Origin of the sequence: Campylobacter concisus (assembly GCF_003049085.1) — a bacterium.
Classification (GTDB): Bacteria; Campylobacterota; Campylobacteria; order Campylobacterales; family Campylobacteraceae; genus Campylobacter_A; species Campylobacter_A concisus_H.
The window spans coordinates 134571-155106 of the sequence record NZ_PIQX01000002.1 but is presented as its reverse complement, the minus strand read 5'-3'; the positions used below and the strand labels follow the sequence as shown (position 1 = coordinate 155106).

The following is a 20536-nucleotide window of genomic DNA, read 5'->3' as shown; positions in this document are numbered from 1 at the left end:
TTATCCACTATTTTACTTGCCACTCTCTTATGTTCCATAAAAATCCAGCCCCATGGTGGCCTAAAATTTGCGTCTTTATGCCTGAAATTTTGTTGTTAAAAACGAGCGGATAGTCAAGATAAGCTATAAAAATGTAAGGTGGATTTTCAAAAAGCGCTTTTAGAAATTCTTTGTAGTATTTTTTCCTAAGCTCCACGTCCTTTGTATATCTCGCGTTTTTTAAGGCACGATCGACGTTTGCATCCTTATAGTGACTAAAGTTCCAGCCATTTTCATTCACACTCACATCAGCAAATCCGCCAAAAATTCTATACGTGTGAAAATCTGGATCAAATGGGCTTCCCCAGCCGATGATAAAGCTATCAACCTCGCTTATGCTAAAGGCTGTTCTTGGCTTAGCGTAGGCTTTTGCTCTCACGCCAAATTTATTTAGCTCACTGCTTAAAATTTTGGCTAGATTGACCCTTAAAATGTCGTTATTAAAGGCGTAGATATCAAAGCCAAGCTCCTTGCCATCCTTTTCAAAAAAGCCAGCCTTGTTTTTCTTAAAGCCACTCTTTTCAAGCAGCTCCCTAGCCTTTTGCGGATCGTAGCTAAATTTAAACTCGCTGTCATTTGCAAAGCTTTTTTCTATCGGATTGTTCGCCACGCTTGCATATCCGTGAAATAAATTTTTAACTATCTCATCTTTATTTACAGCGTAGTTTAGGGCAATTCTTACATTTTTATCTTGAAAAAGAGGATTTTCAAAGTTAAGCATCAAAGCTCTATAGTCCGCACTTTTAAACTTAAGCAGGCTTAATTTTTTATCATCTTTTATAAAATTTACACCAGTTGGAGAGATGAGCGCGACGTCGATCTCACCGCTTTTTAGCCCTACAAGTCTTAAATTTTCATCACCAACTATCTTTAAAAATAGCCTTTTTATCTTTGGCTCACCCTTGTAAAATTTATCATTTGCCACAAACTCCAAACTCTCATCTTTTTTCCATTTTACAAGCTTGTATGCGCCAGTGCCAATAGGAGCGTCATTAAATTTATCAGTCGCGATATCTTTGCCCTTTAAAATGTGCTCGGGCAAAATGCCAAAGCTAAGTGCGTCAAGAAACGGCGGAAACGGCTCTTTTAGCGTGATCTTTACCTTATAATCGCCTAAAATTTCAACGCTTTTTACCACCTCATAGTTTGAGATAGCAGGCGCATTTAGCTTCTTATCTTGAGCCGCTTCGATAGTAAATTTAACGTCCTTTGCGCTAAATTTCACCCCGTCATGCCAAAAAGCATCATCTCTTAGCTCAAAAACATACTCCAGCCCATCATCACTCACCTGCCAAGACTTGGCAAGCTCAGGCACGACGTGGCTATTTTCATCATGGCTAGTAAGTCCAGAAAAAACCAGCGAAAGCGTAGGATCGTGATCCTCGTCGTAGAGTGGATTTATACGAGGTGTTTGCTCCTCGATAGCGACCACGACTTTGCTCTCGTTTGCGTAAAGGCAAACGCCAAATAACAAGAAAAATGCAAGTAAAATTCTCTTCACAATTATCTCCTTTGATTGAAATATTTGTGAAATGGTAATACGAATTTTATAAAAGTATTATTAACTAAAATGCAAATTTGAACGTCTAAAAATTTGGAAATTTCTAACTAGAATTTAACCTTATTTAAAGTAAAATCAAAGTTTATTTTAGATCACTTCAAGGTAAAAATTTAAATGAATAAAAATAAAAAAATAGCCCTAATTTCAGGCATAAGTTTAGTTTCACTTTTGCTTTTTTATACGCTTCTTGGCTTTTTTGGTGTTCCTTATGCTATCAAAAATGTTGCTCCAAAGTATCTAAAAGACTACAATGCAACGCTTTTTGTGGCAGATGCTAAATTTAATCCATTTACCTTCGAGCTAAATGCCACAAACACCGAGTTAAACACTACTTCGCCACTTTTTAGCACAAAGCAAATCGACATCAAGCTAAAGCCATTTTCTATTTTTAAAAAATTAGTTGAAGTTGATATTTTTAGGCTTCAAGAGCCAAATGTCAAAATTTTACGAGATAAAAATTCAAAATTTAACTTTAGCAATTTTATAAGCGACGATAACGCGACTACCGAAGATAACAGCACTAGCTCTATAAATTTTGCCTTAAATAACGCAAAAATCATCAAAGGCTCATTTTCATATAGCGATCAAAATTTAACAAAGCCATTTAACGTAAATTTTGATGATATAAACTACGAGCTAAGCTCGCTAAATACGAAGAAAAATAGCGCAGGTAGCCATATTTTTGACTCAAACTCGAGCTTAGCTCACAAGATCGATCTAAATGGCGATATCAAGCTAAATCCACTAAAAATCGAGGGTAATATCAGCATAAAGGATTTTAGTATCGATCCAGTCGCGATTAGCTTTATTGATAACGACACACTAAATCTTAAAAATGCGGTCATAAATTTAGGAATAAATTACGCTTTAATTGCCGATGAAAACGCTACAAATATAAATTTAAAGGATAGCTTTTTAAATGTAAAATCACTAAGCATAGATGAGGGCAAAAATGAACTAAGCCTTGGTGAGCTAGAGCTTCCAAAATTTGATCTATCAAGTAAGATAGCAGACAAGATAGATGCTAAATTAGAGCTAAATGCCATGAATTTAAGCGATGTGTCATTTAAAAATGCAATAACAGCAAGCTTAAAATCACTAAATTTAAACGATATTTCGCTTTTAGCAAATTTAAATGAAAAAAGTGAGCTAAATGCAACAGCTACGCTAAATAGCATAAATGCAAATACCCTAAAAATAGACGAAACCAGTAAAAATTTAGTAAATCTAAAAGATATAAATGCCTCAAATTTAAATGCAAATTTAGCAAACAACAAAACCGCCCTAACGCTTGAAAAAATAACGTTTGAAGGTATCAATGCCCCGCTTAGTAAAAATGCGAATGCAAATGTGACAGGGGCTAAATTCTCAAACATTAGCTTCACTCAAGATACCAACAAAAGCCTTGCAAATCTTAATGAGCTTAGTATAAATGGCATAAATTTAAAGGCAAAAAATAAAGAAATTTTAGATATCGCTGATGTGCTTACAAAAACGATCAAATTTGATATTTTAAATATGGCTTTGAGTGCTGAGAATATCGATGTAAATAGACCAAAATTTAACTCAGAGTTAAATGGTAGCGGCTTAAGCGCGATAAACCAGCTTGGACTTGGTGAGCATGGGCCAGCAAAAACAGCCAATCATCGCACTAAAACCAAAAAAGAGAATACATCAGCTTCAAAAAGCAAAGAGAGTGAGTTTAAATTTGACATAAAAAATATCAATGTAAATAACGCCAATATCGCTTTGACGCATCTTTTTGAAGGCGAGAAAATCGCTCATAAATTTGATAATTTGTTTGTAAAAATAGCAAATTTAAGTAGCGATTTTAGTAAGCCATTTGACGCGAAAGTGGATATAAAAAGCTCGCAAAAGCTAAATTTGGACCTAATCTCAAAGATCAAACTTGAACCTCTTGATATAACTGCTAAAATCAAAATTGAAGATAAAAATTTGCCAAAATATTTTGCCTACGCAAAGCCATTTTTAGAGGCAGATCTTTCAAGTGGAGAGATGAGCGCAAACGCCGAACTTTACTATGCAAAAGATATAAAAGCGGACGCAAAACTTAGTGTAAAAGATATTAGATTAGATGATAAAAATAAAGAAAAGCTAATCGCATTTAAAAGTTTAGATGTAGATAAAATTTCACTTTTTAAAGATAATCTTGAAATTACTGGAGTTGCTCTAAATTCGCCATTTATCAAGGCTCATCTAAGCAAAGAGCGCGAATTTAATCTAAGCAAAATCGTAAAAGAAGATAAAAGCAAAGCCCAAAATGAGCAAAAAGCTGAGAGCAAAAAGGCAGCTAGTAAAAAAGATGACGAGCTAAATTTTAGTATTAAAAATTTCTCACTTAACAACGGCGAGGTTGATTTTTCAGATGCGTCACTATTTATGCCATTTGCTACAAAAATTTCAAATCTAAATGGCAAGCTAACTGACATCGATAAAAAACGTCCAAGTTCGGGCGAGTTTAAAGGTACAGTTGGTAAAAACGGTTTTTCTCAGATTACAGCAAAACTATTTCCTTTTGAGTTAAAGCAAAATACCGATATTAAACTTGATTTTAAAGACATCGATCTAATCGACATAACACCATACAGCGGGCAATTTTTGGGTTATAAAATAAAAAAAGGCAAGTTAAATTTAAATCTAAATTATAGCGTTGTTGATTCAAAACTAAACGGCTCAAATCTTATAAATTTTGACACACTCACACTTGGAGAAAAGGTTGATTCAAAAGATGCTGTAAATTTGCCACTCTCGCTTGCTATATCGATATTAAGCGATCAAAATAATCAAATAAATATCGACCTGCCAGTTGAAGGAAATTTAGACGATCCTGACTTTAAATATGGCGGTGTCATTTGGGCTGCTGTTAAAAAACTCTTTGCAGACATTACGTTAGCTCCGTTTAGATTTTTAGGTAATGCTCTAGGACTTGGCAGCAAGGATCTTAGCTCTATTGATTTTCTTGCTGGAAGCAGCGAGCTAATAAGCTCAGAAGCACCAAAAATAGCTGATTTTATAAAATTAACCACTGCAAAGCCTATGATGAAACTTAGCATCACGCCTACTTACTCTGAAATAGATGTGCTCTACTTTAAAGAAAAAAAGCTTGATCAAAAGATAAATCAAATAATCGCCTCAAGTGGCAAAGATTATATTACCGTGCTAAATTCTCTCGTTCCAAACGCTAAAGATAAAAGTGATAAGGCCTTAAGAGAAGAGGCAATAAAAACCATCGAAGTGGATAAGGAAAAACTAGTTGAGCTAGCAAATGAGCGTGCAAATGCAGTAAAAGAAGCACTCATAAAGGCTGGGCTTGAGACTGGCCGCATAAATGTAAATGATGCAACAAGCTCAGAGCCTAAGCAAAACACCTACGCAAGTGTGCTTATGGGAGTGGCGAACTAAATTTCATTTATCTCACTGCTTCTTGCGTTGTAAACAAACCAGCTAAGAAACATGAGCATCATAAATGCGCCAAAAACTAGGCTTGCGTAAAAATATAAGCTAAAGCCTTCACCTAGTAAATTTGCATTGTGAAGAGCGATCATAACGCCAGCAAGTGAAATTAAATAGCCAATTAGCTTAATGATAAAAATTTTTGGATTTACAAGGATGAGTAAAAGCCCGCAAAGCATGACACCAAGGGCTATTTGTAAATTTAAAATGTTAGTTTGAGCACTTGAGCCAAATGTCAAAAAACCAAGCAAAAATATGACTAAAAACATCAAAACAGCATAAACTGCCCTGCTTCGTCCAAAGCTATACATAAAGCAAACAAAGCCTTTGTTATGTTTGTTGTAGTCCATTTTTCGCTCCTATGTAACAAATTTTTGTATTTTAATGCCAAATTCTTAAATAAAGGCTTTAATCTGAAATTTCACTCATTTTGGCTAATATTTTGCATCTTAAAAAGGAGCAACAATGCCTTATGTTAATATCAAAATAGCAGGCCCAGAGCCGACAAAAGAGCAAAAAGATCAAGTTTTTAAAGAGGTGACTGAGACGCTTGTAAGAGTGCTTGGCAAGAAAAAAGAGGCGGTAATGATTTTCATAGAAACTCACGACGCTAGCAACATCGGCGTAGGTGGCGAAAGCGTAGAAGATAAGAGAAAGGGGATGAAATGAGCGAATTTAGCAAAGCAGATATGGAGAGAAAGATAACGCTTGAAGTTGGCGACAAAGCGCCAGAGTTTGAAGCGCTAAATCAAGATAGCGTAAAGGTCGCACTAAAGGACTTTATAGGCAAAAACGTAGTGCTTTACTTCTACCCAAAGGATAACACCCCAGGCTGCACGACTGAGGCTTGCGAATTTAGCGCAAACTACGATCAGTTTATCAAAAACGACACAATTATCATCGGTGTTAGCCCAGATAGTGTGAAATCTCACGTTGGCTTTATCGCAAAGCAAAATTTAAAGCACATTCTATTAAGCGATGAGGATAAAGAAATTTCAAAGCTTTATGGCGTTTGGCAGGTCAAGAAAAACTACGGCAAAGAGTATCTTGGTATCGCAAGAAGCACATTTGTGATCGGCAAAGACGGCAAGATAGTTAAAATTTACAAAAGCGTAAAAGCCAAAGATCACGCCGCAAAGGTGCTAGCTGATCTTGTAAAATAAGGTAAAAAAATGACAAAATTTTTTAATACCGTTATAAAGAGCCCTTTTATAAATATGTTTGTGGTTACAACGCTTGTAATGTTTATCGCAAATGTCTATAAAATTTATTTTTTTGAAGGAACTGACCGCATAGCTCTTATGCATATGGCAAGAAGCTTAACTACTATATTTTTATTAAATTTAGTTATAACACATGTTCTTTACTTGCTAAGCCGTGGACTATTTAAAGGGGTTTATCTAGTTTATGCACTAATCATTTTCGTTCTATGTTTTATAAATTTTTTCACTTTAACAAGTTTAAAAACAGATATAAATATAGCAATAATAGATAGTGTGCTACACACAAATCCAGATGAAGCCGGTGAGTTTTTCCAGACATTTTTTGAAGCTAAATATTTAGTAGTTGCTATGCTTTTGTGTATCATCTTTTACGCTATGACAAGATATAAAAGATCTAACACAAAAGATTTTAGCCGAAAAACTATCATCGTCCTTTCGGTGCTTTACATAGCCTTTGCAGCAGTATTCTTTACAAAATCAGCAATGAGAATATCGTCTAATAAAGCTGATAGAGCTATAAGTAAGCTCTCAGAACATATCCTGATAAATTACGCTTTTGTTTTAAAAAAATATCTTTTAGATGATAATTTTTTAGCTAGCAATAAACAAATTTTAAAAGATTATGATGTATCTAAAGCAGCAAACCAAAACATAAAAGCTGAGCAAAAAGTAGCAAATGTAGTCTTTGTGATCGGTGAAAGTTTGCAAAGAAACGAGATGAGCGTTTATGGATTTGGCTTGCCTACTACACCAAATTTAATGGCATTAAACCAAAGTGGCAATGCCATAATCTATACAGATACTACCGCTCCTGATACATATACAAACGGTTCTCTTTCAAAGGTTTTAAATTTCTCAAACTATGAAAGCAAAGAGCCTTGGAGTAAGAGCTTAAACATCGTTGATATGTTTAGCCTAGCAGGATACAAAACAGCATGGATAAGCAATCAAAGCAATATCGGCGGATACTCTACAACACAAAAAAGTGTCGCAGATAGAAGTGATATCACATTTTTTACACAAAAATTTGCATCAGCTACAAATTATGCCGGTAGAGAAACAGATGGCATACTTTTGCCTGAAATTTCAAAGATAAAACAAAGCCTTGGAGAGTCAAATTTTTATATCATTCACCTAATGGGAAATCACTTTAAATACGACCTAAGGTATCCAAAAGATTTTGCAAAATTTACAGCCAATGATCTACAAAACAAAATGAATTCTGGACAAAAAGAGAGCTTTGCTTGGTATCTAAATAGCGTGCTTTATAATGACTATGTGATAAATGAAATTTATAAAATTTTCAAAGACGATGAGGCTTTGATAGTCTATCTCTCGGACCATGGTGAGGCTCTTTTTGAGGTAGATAGCATAAGAGGTCATGGCATGACAAACCGCTTTGTTTTGGAAATTCCGCTCATTTTTATAGGCACTGATAAATTTAAAGCAAAATATCCACAAATTTGGCAAAAACTAGAAAGTGCAAAAGATTATAAATTTATGAGCGATGATATTGTTCATACTTTTGCTGATGTTATTGGTGTAAAGCCACTTGAATATAATGCATCAAGAAGCCTAATAAGTGGTGAATTTAATGTGAGTAGAAAGCGTCTAGTAAATGGTACTGACTACGAAAACATCAAAAATGTAAAGCCGCAATGGTAAATAACAAAATAATAAGGAGCAAAGATGAAGCTTATCAAAATGCTAATTTTAAGTGCGTTTTTTGCACTAAATTTATCAGCGCTAACTGAAGGTGTGGAGTATCAAACTCTAGCAAAACCGCTTAACGTACCTAAAAACTCGGTCGTTAAGGTCTTTAGCTACGACTGCCCACACTGCTATAAATTTGACCGAACGATTACAAAAAAGCTGATGTCAAAGCTTGAAGATGTGAAATTTATCACATATCATCTAAGCACAAAAGGCAAACTTGGCGAGACCGCAAGTAAAATTTTTGCCGCTCTTATATCGATAGATGAGGCAAATGGCACTGATCTACTAAGCGATGAGTCAAAATTTAAGCAAGCAAAATTTGCGATCTATAAAGCAAGACATGATGAAAAAGATGATTTTGATGATGGCAAAGACAAAGAGAGATTTATAAATTTAGCCCTTAAAGCAGCTCACGTGAGCAAGGACGACTACGAAAAAGCACTAAATAGCGAAAGAGCAAAAGAGCTTTTAGACGCATGGTTCGCCTCTTATGATGTTGCAAGTATCAGCGGTGTGCCAGCTTTTGTAGTAAGCGGCAAATACTTAATAAACTTAAGCGCAGCTTCGTCGATCGACGAGATGGCAAAGATCATACAAGAGCTTTTAGATAAGTAGTTTTAGCGGGTAATATCTGCAAATTTTGGTCTTAGAAATGTAAATTTAAAGCAATTTTAGATAAACTCAGACCAAAATTTCTAAGAAAAAAGAAAGGTTTAACAATGAATGCTTCAGAATTTATCTGGATGGATGGAAAATTAGTTAAATGGGACGATGCAAAAGTACACGTTCTAACTCACTCTTTGCACTACGCTAATGCCGTATTTGAGGGCACAAGAGCTTATAAAACAAAAAAAGGTCTAGCTATTTTTAGACTTCAAGATCATACAAAAAGGCTTTTAAGATCAGCAAAAATGACTGTTTTAAATGTACCTTACACTGAGGAAGAGCTTGAAAAAGCGCAAATAGAGCTTCTTCGTGCAAATAAATATAATGGCAATGTTTATATCCGCCCACTTATATTTTTAGGATACGGCGTAATGGGTGTAGCTCACACAAAAGCGCCAGTGCAAACCGCTATCGCTTCATGGGAATGGGGTGCTTATCTTGGCGATGAAGGCCTAGAAAAAGGCATTAGAGTTAAAATTTCAAGCTTTGCCAAACTCGCACCTGCTGCTCAAATGAACAGAGCAAAAGCTAGCTCAAACTACCTAAGCTCACAAATGGCAAACTACGAGGCAAAAGAGGCCGGATACGACGAAGCACTACTTCTTGATAGTGAAGGCTTTGTAGCTGAGGGTCCAGGAGAGTGTTTCTTTATCGTTGAAAACGGCGTTTTAATCACTCCACCAAACGACAATAGCCTACTTAGCATCACTCAAGATACAGTCATAAGACTTGCTCACGATCTTGACATCGAAGTAAGAAGGGAGCGCATCACAAGAGATCAGGCTTACACAGCTGACGAGGCATTTTTTACTGGCACTGCAGCTGAAGTAACACCGATAAATAGCATAGATAACCGCATTATCGGCAACGGAGCTAGAGGCGAAGTGACAAAGAGACTACAAAAAGCTTATTTTGACGTAGTTTATGGACTAAATAAAAAATATGAATCATTTTTAACATATATTTAAAAATTTAAAGGAACGAAATGCCCGCTGATTTAAACGATTATTTCAATAAAAAAAAGCCAGGTAATGACAACAGAGGCTCTAGTCAAAATAGCGACAAAGAGCCGCCTTTCAAAAAGGACTTTAAAATGCCAAATTTACCAAGTGGTTTTGGTAAATTTGGAGCACTTGCCTACATTGTAATTGCAATTATTGCTATTTTTGCTATCACACAGCCATTTAAAGTGATTCACTCAGGTGAAGTTGGTATTAAGTCTACAGCAGGTAAATATGAGCCAAATCCTTTACAGCCAGGCTTTCACTTCTTTTTACCTTTTATCCAAGACATCATCATCGTGGACACCAGAGTTAGGATCATAAACTATACTTCTGGTGAGGATATGGGCGAATCAATGCAAAAATCATATCAAGGCGTTGGCGCTGGAATTTTACGTAAAAATTCTATTTCAGTGCTTGATGCTAGAAATTTGCCAGTTAGCATTGATATTACTGTGCAATACCGTTTAAATCCAGAAAATGCCCCTCAAACTATTGCCTCTTGGGGTCTTAGCTGGGAGAGCAAGATAGTTGATCCTGTCGTTCGTGACGTGGTTCGTAGTATCGCTGGTAAATATACAGCAGAAGAGCTTCCAACAAAGAGAAACGATCTAGCAAGACAAATCGATGATGGCATAAGAAAAGACATCGACTCTCAGCCAAATAAGCCAGTTGAGCTTTTAACAGTCCAGCTTCGTGAGATCATCTTGCCTTCAAAGGTAAAAGAGCAGATTGAGCGCGTCCAAATCGCTAAACAAGAAGCCGAAAGAACAAAATACGAAGTAGAAAGAGCAAATCAAGAGGCCTTAAAACAAGCCGCACTTGCTGAAGGTACAGCTAAAGCTGCGATCATTGAAGCAAAAGGTAAGGCTGATGCAATTAAAATCGAGGCTGACGCAACTGCGTATGCAAACAAAGAGGTTGCAAAAAGTGTCGATCAAAATCTACTAAATTTAAAGCAGATCGAGACGCAAAACAAATTTAACGAGGCTCTAAAAGAAAACAAAGATGCTAAAATTTTCTTAACACCTGGCGGAGCTGTGCCAAATATCTGGCTGGACGCAAAAGATAAAGCAAGAGCTAGCTCAGTAAGCGAGAGATAAAAATGAATAGCGTAACAAAAAGTATAGACTGGCAAAAGGTTGGTGGATTGCTTCCAGTAGTGGTTTGCGACCATGCCACAAATGAAGTTTTAATGCTTGCTTACATGAACGAAGAAGCATTAAATTTAAGTCTATCTAGCCGTTACGCTCACTACTTTTCACGCACCAAAAATAGAATTTGGAAAAAAGGCGAAGAAAGTGGCAACACTCAAGAGATAAAGGCTGCTTTTTTAGACTGCGACAACGATACTTTGCTTTTAAAAGTGATTCAAAACGGAGGCGCTGCTTGTCACACTGGAGCAAGGTCGTGTTTTTTTAATGAGATAAATTTACATGACGGCAAAATTTTAGATACAAAAGTTGAAGTCAAAAAAATAAATTATGGTGTGCTTGACGAGCTTTACCATGTAATAGAAGATAGGAAGTTAAACGCTAACCCTGAAACTTCATATGTAGCAAGTCTTTTTAAAAAAGGTGAAAATCAAATTTTAAAGAAAGTTGGCGAAGAGGCTGGCGAATTTATAATGGCTGCAAAGGATCTTAGTTTCGCGGAAAACTCAAAGCAAGATGAGCAAAAAGCAAAAGATGATCTGATCTACGAAGCAGCCGATCTTTGCTTTCATGCACTTGTAGCACTTTCAGCCCATAATATTCATCCAGATGCTGTAAAAAACGAACTTGCAAGACGTTTTGGTATGAGCGGCATTGAAGAGAAAAGATCGCGAGATGTTAAACAGCATTAAGCACAACTTGCTTTTTGTATTGCAAAATGCAAAGCTCATTGATTTTCTAACCTATGGCTGGATATTTTTAGCTTTTATACTAATCGTACTTTTAGGAATTTTTATCGCGATAAAATCGTGGTGGCAGATAGGATTTTTATTTATTTTGGCTGCTTTTTTCGGACTTTTTGTAGGTAATTACTACGCAAACAAATATATAAATGAAAATTTAAGGCCAGTTAGTATAAGCAAAATAACCACCAAGCAGCTTCAATATGTTGATGCGCTAATGGTTGATTTTAATATTACAAATAATTCAAATAATGCACTTAGTATCTGTAAAATCGAGCTTGACTTCTATCTAAGCTCAAGGCAAAATACGAAAGACTTTTTTAACTCACTTAATCCATTTGCTAGAAAAAGAATCATCTTAAACGAGGAATTTTTACCAAAGCAAAGCATTGAGGTTAAAGAATTTGTCAATGATTTCGCATTTATAGACTACAATATCTCTAAGAAAGTGGAGTGTTTTTGATGAGCTCAGCATATTTTACGATCGTTCATATTATCGTTCTTTTTGCGATTGCTCTACTTTCTATTTTGTTTCTTGTGTTGTCGCTTAGAGCTGAGCGAAAGCTATTTTTATCACTATTTTTTACAAATATTCTAGTCTCAACCACTCTTGCTGTTTTTTTGATGCTAGTGCTTGACAAATATACAAAAAAAGGCATGCTTGAAAATGTAAAAAGTGAGCGAATTTTACGAAATGAGAGTATTGTTTTTAAGGGACAAGTGAGAAATATTGGTAAATTTACAATTAGCAACTGCACGCTGACAGTCAAACTAATCAATCAACCGCTAAATAAAAATGACCTTGGCGGTGAAGCATTTTTTAAGCCAAGTGGGCTTTCATTTTTCTCATGGGTTCTTGGCACAGATAAGGACGAGAGGCCAAATACAGTTGAATATAAATTTGATGTAGCCAAAAATTTACCAAAGCAAAAAAGCACACCATTTACCGTATATATGCCATATCCGCCTTACTTTAAAAACGGCATGAATATCACAAAGCTAAATTGCTACTAATCAAATTTAAAGCAAATTTTTACAAATTTCATAGGATAAAGCACTAAGTCTTAGTTTGATTTTAGATTAAATTTTATCTTTTAAGTATCTGCAATGAATACAAATTTTTAAAATAAAGTTTTAAAAAGTACAAAGTATATCAAGTAGCCTGCCCAATTTTTGTAGGTCATTTAAAAAGAGCTGCTTTGTCTTTTGTGTAAATTCTTTTGCTTCCTCTAGGATTTTAGTCTCGGCTATATTATAAACAAACTCTTTTTTTAGGATCTTTGCACCTTTTTTATAAAAGAAATTTGCCTCTATTAAGCTTGCAAAAAAACTATCATCTCTTAAATAGTAGTTTGTTGCTACATTTACATACACCGGTTTTTGCAACAAAAAATCGCCACAAACACTATTTTGTGAGCTAAATTTAACACTCTCAAGCGCATCAGGTCTTATCTCATAAAATTTTATATCATTAGCTTTTTTTAAAGCCAGAATATCACTTGATTTATTTAAATTTATAGAGTTGTTATTTACTTCAAGTACATTTATAGTACCCTTTGCAAGAGAATAAGCATTTAAAATTTTATCTTCTGCTAAAAAATTTACTATACCAAAAAATGGCACACTAGTATTTTGTTCTGCAAAATTTTGAGCAGTTTTTATTTGTAGCTGCTGTTTTGTGCCATTTATCTCATAGTAGCTTACGTAAATAGAAATTTCATCTTTTTTGCTTGGACTCTTTTGTGAGCAACCACTAAAAAATATTGCAACAAGCAAAAAAATGGCTAAATTTTTCACTTTATGAAATAGTCACCATCAAAGCTTACAAGCGAATATTTTCGCTCATTACCGATACTTTCTTTAAGTTCGTCTATACTTAAAAATTCTAAGCTATCTGCACCGATATATTCTCTTACTTCCTCTGCATTTTTTTTAGAGCTTATTAACTCTTCAAAGCTTGGCGTATCGATACCGTATCGCTCTGGGTATTTAAGCTCAGGGCATGCGACTCTAAAATGAATCTCTTTAGCGCCCGCATGTCTTAAAAGATCAACCACCTTTTTTGAAGTAGTACCGCGAACGATACTATCATCAATAACAACGATACTTTTACCCTTTAGAACCGATGACATCGGGTTAAGTTTTAGCTTAACTTTTAAATTCCTCATCTCTTGGCTTGGCTCAATGAAGGTTCTACCCACATAGTGGTTCCTAGTGATAGCTAGCTCAAATGGGATTTTGCTCTCATTTGCATATCCAAGTGCTGCTGGTACTCCACTATCTGGTACAGGTACGACAAAATCTGCTTTAATTTTGCTCTTCTTAGCTAGTACTTCACCCATTTTTTTTCTAACTTCATAGACACTTTTACCTTCTATCACGCTATCTGGGCGAGCAAAATAGATATATTCAAATGCACAAATTCTAGGATCTGGATCATAAATTTGGATACTTTGAAACTCACTTTTTCCATGTTCAAAAACTATCATCTCACCAGGCCTAATATCTCTTATAAAGCTAGCCCCCACAAGATCAAAAGCACAAGTCTCGCTAGCTACGATATATCCACCATCTTTTAGCCTGCCAAGACTTAGTGGCCTAACACCCCAGCGATCTCTTATGGCAAAGGTTTTATGGCGTGACTGGATAAGCAGACAATAAGCACCCTTTATCTTGTCAAGTGCCGCAATAATGCGGTCCTGCAAGTGTTCGCTATGGTTTCTTGCGATTAGATGGATGATATTTTCAGTATCCATATTTGTCTGAAATATCGCACCATCCTTAATAAGCTCATCTCTAACCTCATCTTTATTTACCAAATTTCCATTATGGACGATTGAAATTTGTCCCAAAGAATAGTTAGCGGCTATTGGCTGGGCGTCACGACCTGAGTTTTTACCAGCAGTTGCATAGCGGTTGTGACCGATCGCCATATCACCTTTTAGTGATCTTAAAATTTCTTCATTAAAGACCTCTGTAACTAGGCCATTACCCTTGTGAGTAGAAATTTCTCCGTCATCACAAACGCTAATACCACTTGCCTCTTGGCCACGATGCTGCATAGAAAATAACGCATAATACGCGGTCTTTGCTGCATCTTTAGAATTTATAATACCAACTATTGCACACATTTTTTTCCTTTAGTTTTCATCATCTTTGTAAATTTCAAGAACATTTTTGTAGTTAAACTTGATCTCATCGCCAGCATTTAAACAGTCTTTTGTAAATGGTTCATTGTCTAAAATGCCGGTAAATTCGCCGTTATTTGTCTCACTAACGACCACCCACATGCGCTCAACCTGAGCAAATTCATCATCTTCAAATCTAAATATAAGCTTTACTATATCGCCAGTTCTTAAATTTTGACGCTTTTCACGCTCCGGCAGGTAGAATTTATCACCAAATTCTAGCTTGTAGCTCTCTACATCATCAAGCTCAAATTTAATCATCAAGTCCTAAACTATCATCTATCGAGTAAAGGCCACTATTTTGATCTTTTAGCCAAATAGCAGCCCTGATCGCACCTTTTGAAAAGGTTGCCCTACTCGTTGCGGTGTGATTTAGCTCAATAAACTCGCCGTCATTATAAAAGCCAACTGTGTGGCGACCGACCACATCGCCACCACGAAGCGCCATGACTGCGATCTCGTCTTTGCTCCTAGCCCCTACCATGCCAGTTCTACCAGTTACTAAAACATCTTTTAAATTTAAATCCCTAGCCTCAGCCACGCAACCAGCTAAAGTCATCGCTGTGCCGCTTGGAGCATCCTTTTTGTGCCTGTGGTGTTGCTCTACGATCTCTATGTCAAATTCTCTTAATGTTTTTGAAGCAATCCTTGCAAGGCGGTTTAGTACAGCTACGCCCAAACTCATATTTGTTGCGTAAAGAATAGGCATAGCTCCCGATGCTAGGTGAAGTAGGTTTTTATCTTCGTCATTTAGTCCGGTCGTACCGATAACTAGTGGTTTTGGATTAGTTCTAGCGTAGTTTAGCAGCACCATGGTCGCCTCTTTTTGACTAAAATCGATTATTACATCGCATGCTTCAAAAAATTTAGCAAAGTCGTTTGTCAAAAGTTCGCTACTTAAATTTTCAACCTGATTTTTTTGGCTAAAAGCGATGCTTAAAGTGGCATCTTTTTCATCTTTTAAACAAGAAATGATACTTTGAGCCATCTTTCCGCTAGCGCCGTAAAGGCCTATTCTTACCAAAATTTATCCTTTGATTTTTGGTTGAAATTTAACATAAAATTTATTATAGATAGATTACAAATAGGCTTTAAAAATACGTATAAAATCAAAAATTTGATAGAAAAAAAGAAGAAAAATTTAGCCAAAAATTTGGCTAAATTTAAGTATTAATGTAAGCTTTCTATATAACTCATAGCGCTTAGTGCAGCCACTGCGCCATCACCTGCTGCTACGATGACTTGCTTTGGAGCGTCCTCTCTGATGTCGCCTGCTACAAAGAGCCCTTTTAGACTAGTTTGCATCTTAAGGTTTGTCTTAACCTGTCCACCATCAACCATCTCGCAGATAAATTTGCCATTTTCATCTTTTAAAATTTCGTTATTTACATTTAGTCCCACAAAGGTAAAAATTCCTGGCACATCAAGCACGCGCTCACCATTTTTGGTATCAAGCACGATCTTCGTTAGTCCCATTTTATCGCCAAGCGCCTCTTTTATCGTCGCACTTGTTATGAACTCGATCTTCTCATTTTTTCTAGCTTTTTCAACTGTGGTTGGCGCTGCTCTAAACTCGTCACGTCTATGGATTAGATAGACTTTTGAGCAGATATTTGCTAGATAAAGTGCCTCTTCAACGGCTGTGTCGCCACCGCCAAGAACAGCTACCTCTTTGTTTTTGTAAAAAAAACCATCGCATGTCGCGCATGTGCTAACGCCTTTGCCAAAGAACTCATCTTCACCCTTAAAGCCAGCACGTCTTGGAGTTGAGCCAGTTGCTACGATGACAGCCTTTGCCTGCTCGCTCTTGCCGCCTTCAAGTAAAATTTCAAAGCTGCCGTCGCTATTTTTTCTAACGCCAACAACGTTTGCCCATTTATGAACTAGCCCAAATGCGCTGCACTGCTTCCACCAAGTGCTCATAAAGTCAAAGCCGCTCTCGCCAGGGGCTTTTTGACCTGGGTAGTTTTCTATCTCTGAGCTAGAGGTGATCTGACCGCCAGGCTCGCCTTTTTCAAACATTACAACATTTTTTAGTCCGCCTCTAGTGGCGTAAAGTCCGGCGCTTAGTCCTGCTGGACCGCCTCCGATGATCGCTAAATCAAGCATAAATTTCCTTTATTCTAAAACATTTATGGGCGAATTTTGTTTATAAATTTCACCCCTTTGATGAACTATCTCAACACTACTTGGAAGCTTTGTAATGCTCAAATTTCGCATCAGCTCTAGGACCGTATTTATATCCGAGCTTATGTATTTTAGTGTTGAGTTTGACTCATATCTTTTTTGAAAGATATCGATTGCCACAACTGTTTCATTTTTGATTGGTAAAATTTCATCTAATTTTAATTGATTTGAGCTGAAGATTAAAAGCGTGTATTTTGGCTCTTTTGGAGTGAAAATTTCGCTTTTTTCGTAAAAAACTAGCTTCGCAAAATCAACAAATTTATATTGTGAAAAACGATAGTTGCTATACGCAAATACAGCTGCTATCATAGCTGCACCAAAAAATGAACCAAATATATATGTAAGAGGAAGTAGGCTTCCTCTTCTTTTTTCGCTCATTAAAGAAGCGAATTTAGTTTGTCAGTTAAGGCTTGTTTTGACTGTGCACCGACCATTTGCTCAACTAGCTCGCCATTTTTAAAAAATAGCAATGTTGGGATCGATCTGATGCCAAATTCAACTGCAAGATCTTGTACTTCGTCAGTATTTACCTTGCAAATTTTTGCTTTACCGTCAAAGTCTTCAGCAAGTTCTTCGATCACTGGAGCTAGCATACGGCAAGGTCCGCACCATGGAGCCCAAAAGTCTACTAAAGCAACGCCCTCTTTTGTAACATCAAAATTTTCTTTTGTAAGTTCGATGTATTTTCCCATTTTTTCTCCTTATTTTTAAAATGTGGCAATTATACAAATTAAATTTAAATTTTATCTAAATAATAAATTTTATTATAAACTAATATTTTCTATCAGTTCTAAATTTTTATTTTTTATGACGAGTAAATCGACTTGAAAATCTCTATTTGGCTCATTTTTCATCATATAAAAATTTATAGTTTTTAAAATTTTTATATATTTTGCCTTATTTAGTCGGTATTCTGCCTCGTATTCTCCACTAGTTGCTTTTACCTCTATAAAGTGTAAAATTTTATCACTACTTAGTGCAATAATGTCGATCTCACCAAATTTAGAGTGAAAATTTCTCTCTAAAATTATAAAACCAAGCTTTTGTAAAAATTCACACGCCCTATCTTCTGAGCTTTTGCCAAAGAGATACTCTTTTAACCCCAAGCTACTCCTCGATCCTCATCATAAATGGCTCTTCTTTTATATACTCTTGCTCTTTTAAAATTTCAATTGTCCTTCTTACATCAGCCTCAAGACTCGTATGTGTCGTAAAAAACAATACCGCAAATTCGCTCTCATCTTTTGGTTTTTGAAGTATGCTATCAATCGATAAGTTATTTTCGCTCATTAAATTTGTAATCTTTGCTAGCACGCCCATTTTGTCTTCGACTTTTAACCTAAAGTAGTACTTCGTCTTTATCCTATCGCGGTCAAGTAGCTCAAGCGTATTTAATTCAAACGGCGCTTTATATCCAAGCATCGGCGATTTGCTATCTCTTGCGATGTCGATAAGATCGCTGATCACCGCGCTTGCCGTTGCATCGCCACCAGCTCCAGGTCCATAGTACATCGTCTCGCCAACGACCTCGCCAACGACACTGATCGCATTTGTTACGCCACTTGCCTTTGCTATCATTTTATTTTGCGGTACAAGTGCTGGATGTACACGTAGTTCGATTTTACCCTCGCTTTTTTTGGCAATTGCTAGAAGTTTTATTGAGTATTCGAAATCTTTTGCAAAAAATATATCTTCAGGTGTAATATTTTGAATACCTTCTATCAAGATATCCTCTGGATCGCCGTGCACACCGTATGCGATGCTTGCCAGTATAAGAAGCTTATGAGCCGTATCAAAGCCACCCACATCAAAAGTAGGATCAGCCTCAGCGTATCCAAGCTCTTGCGCCTTTTTAAGTACGTCTTTAAAATTTGAGCCCTCGTCCATCATCGAGGTTAGGATAAAGTTACTAGTTCCGTTTAGTATGCCATTTATACTAACGATATGATTTGCGCTTAAGCCTTCTCTTAATGCTCTAATGATCGGTATGCCCCCAGCCACGCTTGCTTCAAAGCCAAATGGTATATTTTTGGCTAAATTTTGCAAAGCATATCTGTGATAGGCCAGAAGTGCTTTGTTTGCGGTCACGACTGCTTTTTTTCGCTTTAAAATTTCACTCACAACCCTAAAAGGCTCTTCCACACCACCCATAAGTTCGACAAAAACGTCAATATCATCGCGGTTTATAATGCTATTTATATCGTCAGTCAAAGGGATGCCAGCATCTCTTTTTTTATTTAAATTTCTAACCACTCCGATGACTGGTACTATCTCCTCGCCACTTCTTGCTGCGATTAGCTTTTTATTTTTTAGTAAAATTTTAACAACTGACTCGCCAACTGTTCCAACACCTAATATCGCTACATTCATTCAAATTCTTTCAAATATTTTTTTATATTTCTTGCTGCTTGTCTTATTCTATTTTCGTTTTCGATAAGAGCTAGACGCACATAGTCGTTTCCGCCCTCGCCAAAACCGATACCAGGGCTAACTGCGACTGATGCCTTTGTAAGAAGCTGCTTTGAAAACTCAAGACTGCCTAAATGGCTAACTTTTGGTGGTAGTTTCGCCCAGATAAACATACTAGAGCTTGGTTTTTTAAGCTCCCAACCAGCCTGAGCAAAGGCCTCTATCATCACATCTCTTCTTTTTTCATAAATTTGGCGTATCTCTTCAACGCAGCTTTGATCGCCATCAAGTGCAACTGTGGCAGCCACCTGTATCGGCGTAAACATGCCGTAATCAACCCATGATTTTATCTTTTTAAGTGCTGCGCAAAGTCTTTTATTTCCACACATAAAGCCAACTCTCCAGCCAGCCATATTGTAGCTTTTTGAAAGAGTGTAGCACTCGACTGCGACATCTTTTGCGCCATCTACTTCAAAGATACTTGGCGTTTTGTAGCCATCAAACGTAAGATCAGCGTAGGCGATGTCAGAGATAACGTAAAATCTCTCTTGTTTTGCGATGCTTACAAGGCGCTCGTAAAAGCTCTTTTGCACAGTCACAGTCGTTGGATTGTGAGGAAAATTTACGACTACATATTTTGGTTTTGGCGAGCTTGCATGTATCGTTTGGATCAAATTTTCAAAAAATTTATTCTCATCTAGCTCAAATTTATCATTATAGTGAAGTGGCATCTTTGCGACACTTCCACCAGCAAATAAAAACGCTTGCGTGTGTATCGGATAGGCAGGATCAGGCACGATAGCCACATCGCCTGGGTTTATCACAGCTTGAGCTAAGTGAACAAAGCCCTCTTTACTACCCATCGTGGCGACCGCTTCAGTGTCTGGATCTAAATTTACGCCGTATTTGCGCTTATACCAGTTGCAAATGGCAAGACGAAGCTTATAAATTCCAGCACTGGCTGAGTAGCCGTGAGTCTTGTCCTTTTGCGCACTTTCGCATAGTTTATCGACAATGTGCTGTGGCGTTCTGCCCTCAGGATTACCCATAGAAAAGTCGATGATGTCCTCTCCAGCTCTTCGTGCTGCCATTTTTATTGCATTTACTTCGGCAAAAACGTAGTTTGGCAAACGCTCAATTGTATTAAATCTTATCTCATCAAACACTGCTTACTC

General features: G+C 36.6%; 22 protein-coding genes. 10 read left to right on the top strand and 12 right to left on the bottom strand.

The features are described 5' to 3' along the window. Nucleotides 1-7 precede the first annotated feature (7 nt). Complete coding sequence (locus CVT13_RS03075; protein WP_413784297.1) at nt 8-1543, bottom strand: ABC transporter substrate-binding protein; 1536 nt, start codon at nt 1541-1543, stop codon at nt 8-10. Nucleotides 1544-1714: 171 nt separating this feature from the next. Between CVT13_RS03075 and CVT13_RS03070 the strand changes: the two genes are divergently transcribed. After that, nucleotides 1715-5023: a DUF748 domain-containing protein gene (locus CVT13_RS03070; RefSeq protein WP_107811566.1), complete on the top strand. Its 3309-nt coding sequence runs from the start codon at nt 1715-1717 to the stop codon at nt 5021-5023. On the opposite strand, the gene CVT13_RS03065 is transcribed toward CVT13_RS03070, so the two are convergent. Further along, the gene (locus CVT13_RS03065; RefSeq protein WP_054196078.1) at nt 5020-5424 is read right to left on the bottom strand and encodes a hypothetical protein; all 405 of its coding nucleotides are present in this window, start codon (nt 5422-5424) and stop codon (nt 5020-5022) included. The genes CVT13_RS03070 and CVT13_RS03065 overlap by 4 nt on opposite strands. Before the next feature lie 115 nt (nt 5425-5539). Between CVT13_RS03065 and CVT13_RS03060 the strand changes: the two genes are divergently transcribed. From CVT13_RS03060 to CVT13_RS03020, 9 genes are all read left to right on the top strand, one after another. Beyond that, nucleotides 5540-5743: a tautomerase family protein gene (locus CVT13_RS03060; RefSeq protein WP_072593947.1), complete on the top strand. Its 204-nt coding sequence runs from the start codon at nt 5540-5542 to the stop codon at nt 5741-5743. Then, entirely contained in the window at nt 5740-6237 is a 498-nt protein-coding gene (gene bcp / locus CVT13_RS03055; protein ID WP_107811565.1) for a thioredoxin-dependent thiol peroxidase, read from the top strand. Before CVT13_RS03060 ends, bcp begins: the two co-directional genes overlap by 4 nt. Before the next feature lie 9 nt (nt 6238-6246). Further along, the gene (locus tag CVT13_RS03050) at nt 6247-7962 is read left to right on the top strand and encodes a phosphoethanolamine transferase (RefSeq protein ID WP_107811564.1); all 1716 of its coding nucleotides are present in this window, start codon (nt 6247-6249) and stop codon (nt 7960-7962) included. Between the two features lie 24 nt (nt 7963-7986). Next, a complete protein-coding gene (locus CVT13_RS03045; RefSeq protein WP_107811563.1) occupies nt 7987-8628 on the top strand; it encodes a thiol:disulfide interchange protein DsbA/DsbL in 642 nt (213 codons plus the stop codon). Between the two features lie 104 nt (nt 8629-8732). After that, complete coding sequence (locus CVT13_RS03040; RefSeq protein ID WP_054196075.1) at nt 8733-9647, top strand: branched-chain amino acid transaminase; 915 nt, start codon at nt 8733-8735, stop codon at nt 9645-9647. 17 nt (nt 9648-9664) lie between these two features. Continuing rightward, nucleotides 9665-10783, top strand: coding sequence for a prohibitin family protein (locus CVT13_RS03035; protein WP_021090685.1), 1119 nt, complete (start codon nt 9665-9667; stop codon nt 10781-10783). Nucleotides 10784-10785: 2 nt separating this feature from the next. Beyond that, nucleotides 10786-11526, top strand: a complete 741-nt coding sequence (hisIE, locus tag CVT13_RS03030; RefSeq protein ID WP_107811562.1) for a bifunctional phosphoribosyl-AMP cyclohydrolase/phosphoribosyl-ATP diphosphatase HisIE — start codon at nt 10786-10788, stop codon at nt 11524-11526. Then, a complete protein-coding gene (locus tag CVT13_RS03025) occupies nt 11510-12040 on the top strand; it encodes a DUF2393 family protein (protein ID WP_087576542.1) in 531 nt (176 codons plus the stop codon). Before hisIE ends, CVT13_RS03025 begins: the two co-directional genes overlap by 17 nt. Beyond that, a complete protein-coding gene (locus CVT13_RS03020; protein WP_021090969.1) occupies nt 12040-12591 on the top strand; it encodes a DUF2393 family protein in 552 nt (183 codons plus the stop codon). Before CVT13_RS03025 ends, CVT13_RS03020 begins: the two co-directional genes overlap by 1 nt. 120 nt (nt 12592-12711) lie before the next feature. On the opposite strand, the gene CVT13_RS03015 is transcribed toward CVT13_RS03020, so the two are convergent. The 10 genes from CVT13_RS03015 to CVT13_RS02970 form a co-directional block, all read right to left on the bottom strand. Next, a complete protein-coding gene (locus CVT13_RS03015) occupies nt 12712-13374 on the bottom strand; it encodes a hypothetical protein (RefSeq protein WP_107811561.1) in 663 nt (220 codons plus the stop codon). Continuing rightward, nucleotides 13371-14708 carry an amidophosphoribosyltransferase gene (gene purF, locus CVT13_RS03010; RefSeq protein WP_107811560.1) on the bottom strand — a complete coding sequence of 446 codons (1338 nt, stop codon included), beginning with the start codon at nt 14706-14708 and terminating at the stop codon, nt 13371-13373. Before purF ends, CVT13_RS03015 begins: the two co-directional genes overlap by 4 nt. A 9-nt stretch (nt 14709-14717) precedes the next feature. Further along, entirely contained in the window at nt 14718-15026 is a 309-nt protein-coding gene (locus CVT13_RS03005; protein WP_107811559.1) for a DUF2314 domain-containing protein, read from the bottom strand. Next, on the bottom strand, nt 15019-15789 hold the full coding sequence (dapB, locus tag CVT13_RS03000; protein WP_107811558.1) for a 4-hydroxy-tetrahydrodipicolinate reductase: 771 nt from the start codon (nt 15787-15789) through the stop codon (nt 15019-15021). The genes CVT13_RS03005 and dapB overlap by 8 nt, the downstream gene beginning before the upstream one ends. 146 nt (nt 15790-15935) lie before the next feature. After that, nucleotides 15936-16874, bottom strand: coding sequence for an NAD(P)/FAD-dependent oxidoreductase (locus CVT13_RS02995; protein WP_107811557.1), 939 nt, complete (start codon nt 16872-16874; stop codon nt 15936-15938). A gap of 9 nt (nt 16875-16883) precedes the next feature. Next, a complete protein-coding gene (locus tag CVT13_RS02990) occupies nt 16884-17330 on the bottom strand; it encodes a hypothetical protein (protein ID WP_107811556.1) in 447 nt (148 codons plus the stop codon). Next, entirely contained in the window at nt 17330-17644 is a 315-nt protein-coding gene (gene trxA, locus CVT13_RS02985; protein WP_012001054.1) for a thioredoxin, read from the bottom strand. The genes CVT13_RS02990 and trxA overlap by 1 nt, the downstream gene beginning before the upstream one ends. 72 nt (nt 17645-17716) lie before the next feature. After that, the gene (locus tag CVT13_RS02980; protein ID WP_107811555.1) at nt 17717-18058 is read right to left on the bottom strand and encodes a YraN family protein; all 342 of its coding nucleotides are present in this window, start codon (nt 18056-18058) and stop codon (nt 17717-17719) included. Between the two features lies 1 nt (nt 18059). Continuing rightward, complete coding sequence (locus CVT13_RS02975) at nt 18060-19322, bottom strand: homoserine dehydrogenase (RefSeq protein WP_107811554.1); 1263 nt, start codon at nt 19320-19322, stop codon at nt 18060-18062. Beyond that, the gene (locus tag CVT13_RS02970) at nt 19319-20527 is read right to left on the bottom strand and encodes an LL-diaminopimelate aminotransferase (RefSeq protein WP_084109200.1); all 1209 of its coding nucleotides are present in this window, start codon (nt 20525-20527) and stop codon (nt 19319-19321) included. Before CVT13_RS02970 ends, CVT13_RS02975 begins: the two co-directional genes overlap by 4 nt. Between the last annotated feature and the right edge of the window lie 9 nt (nt 20528-20536).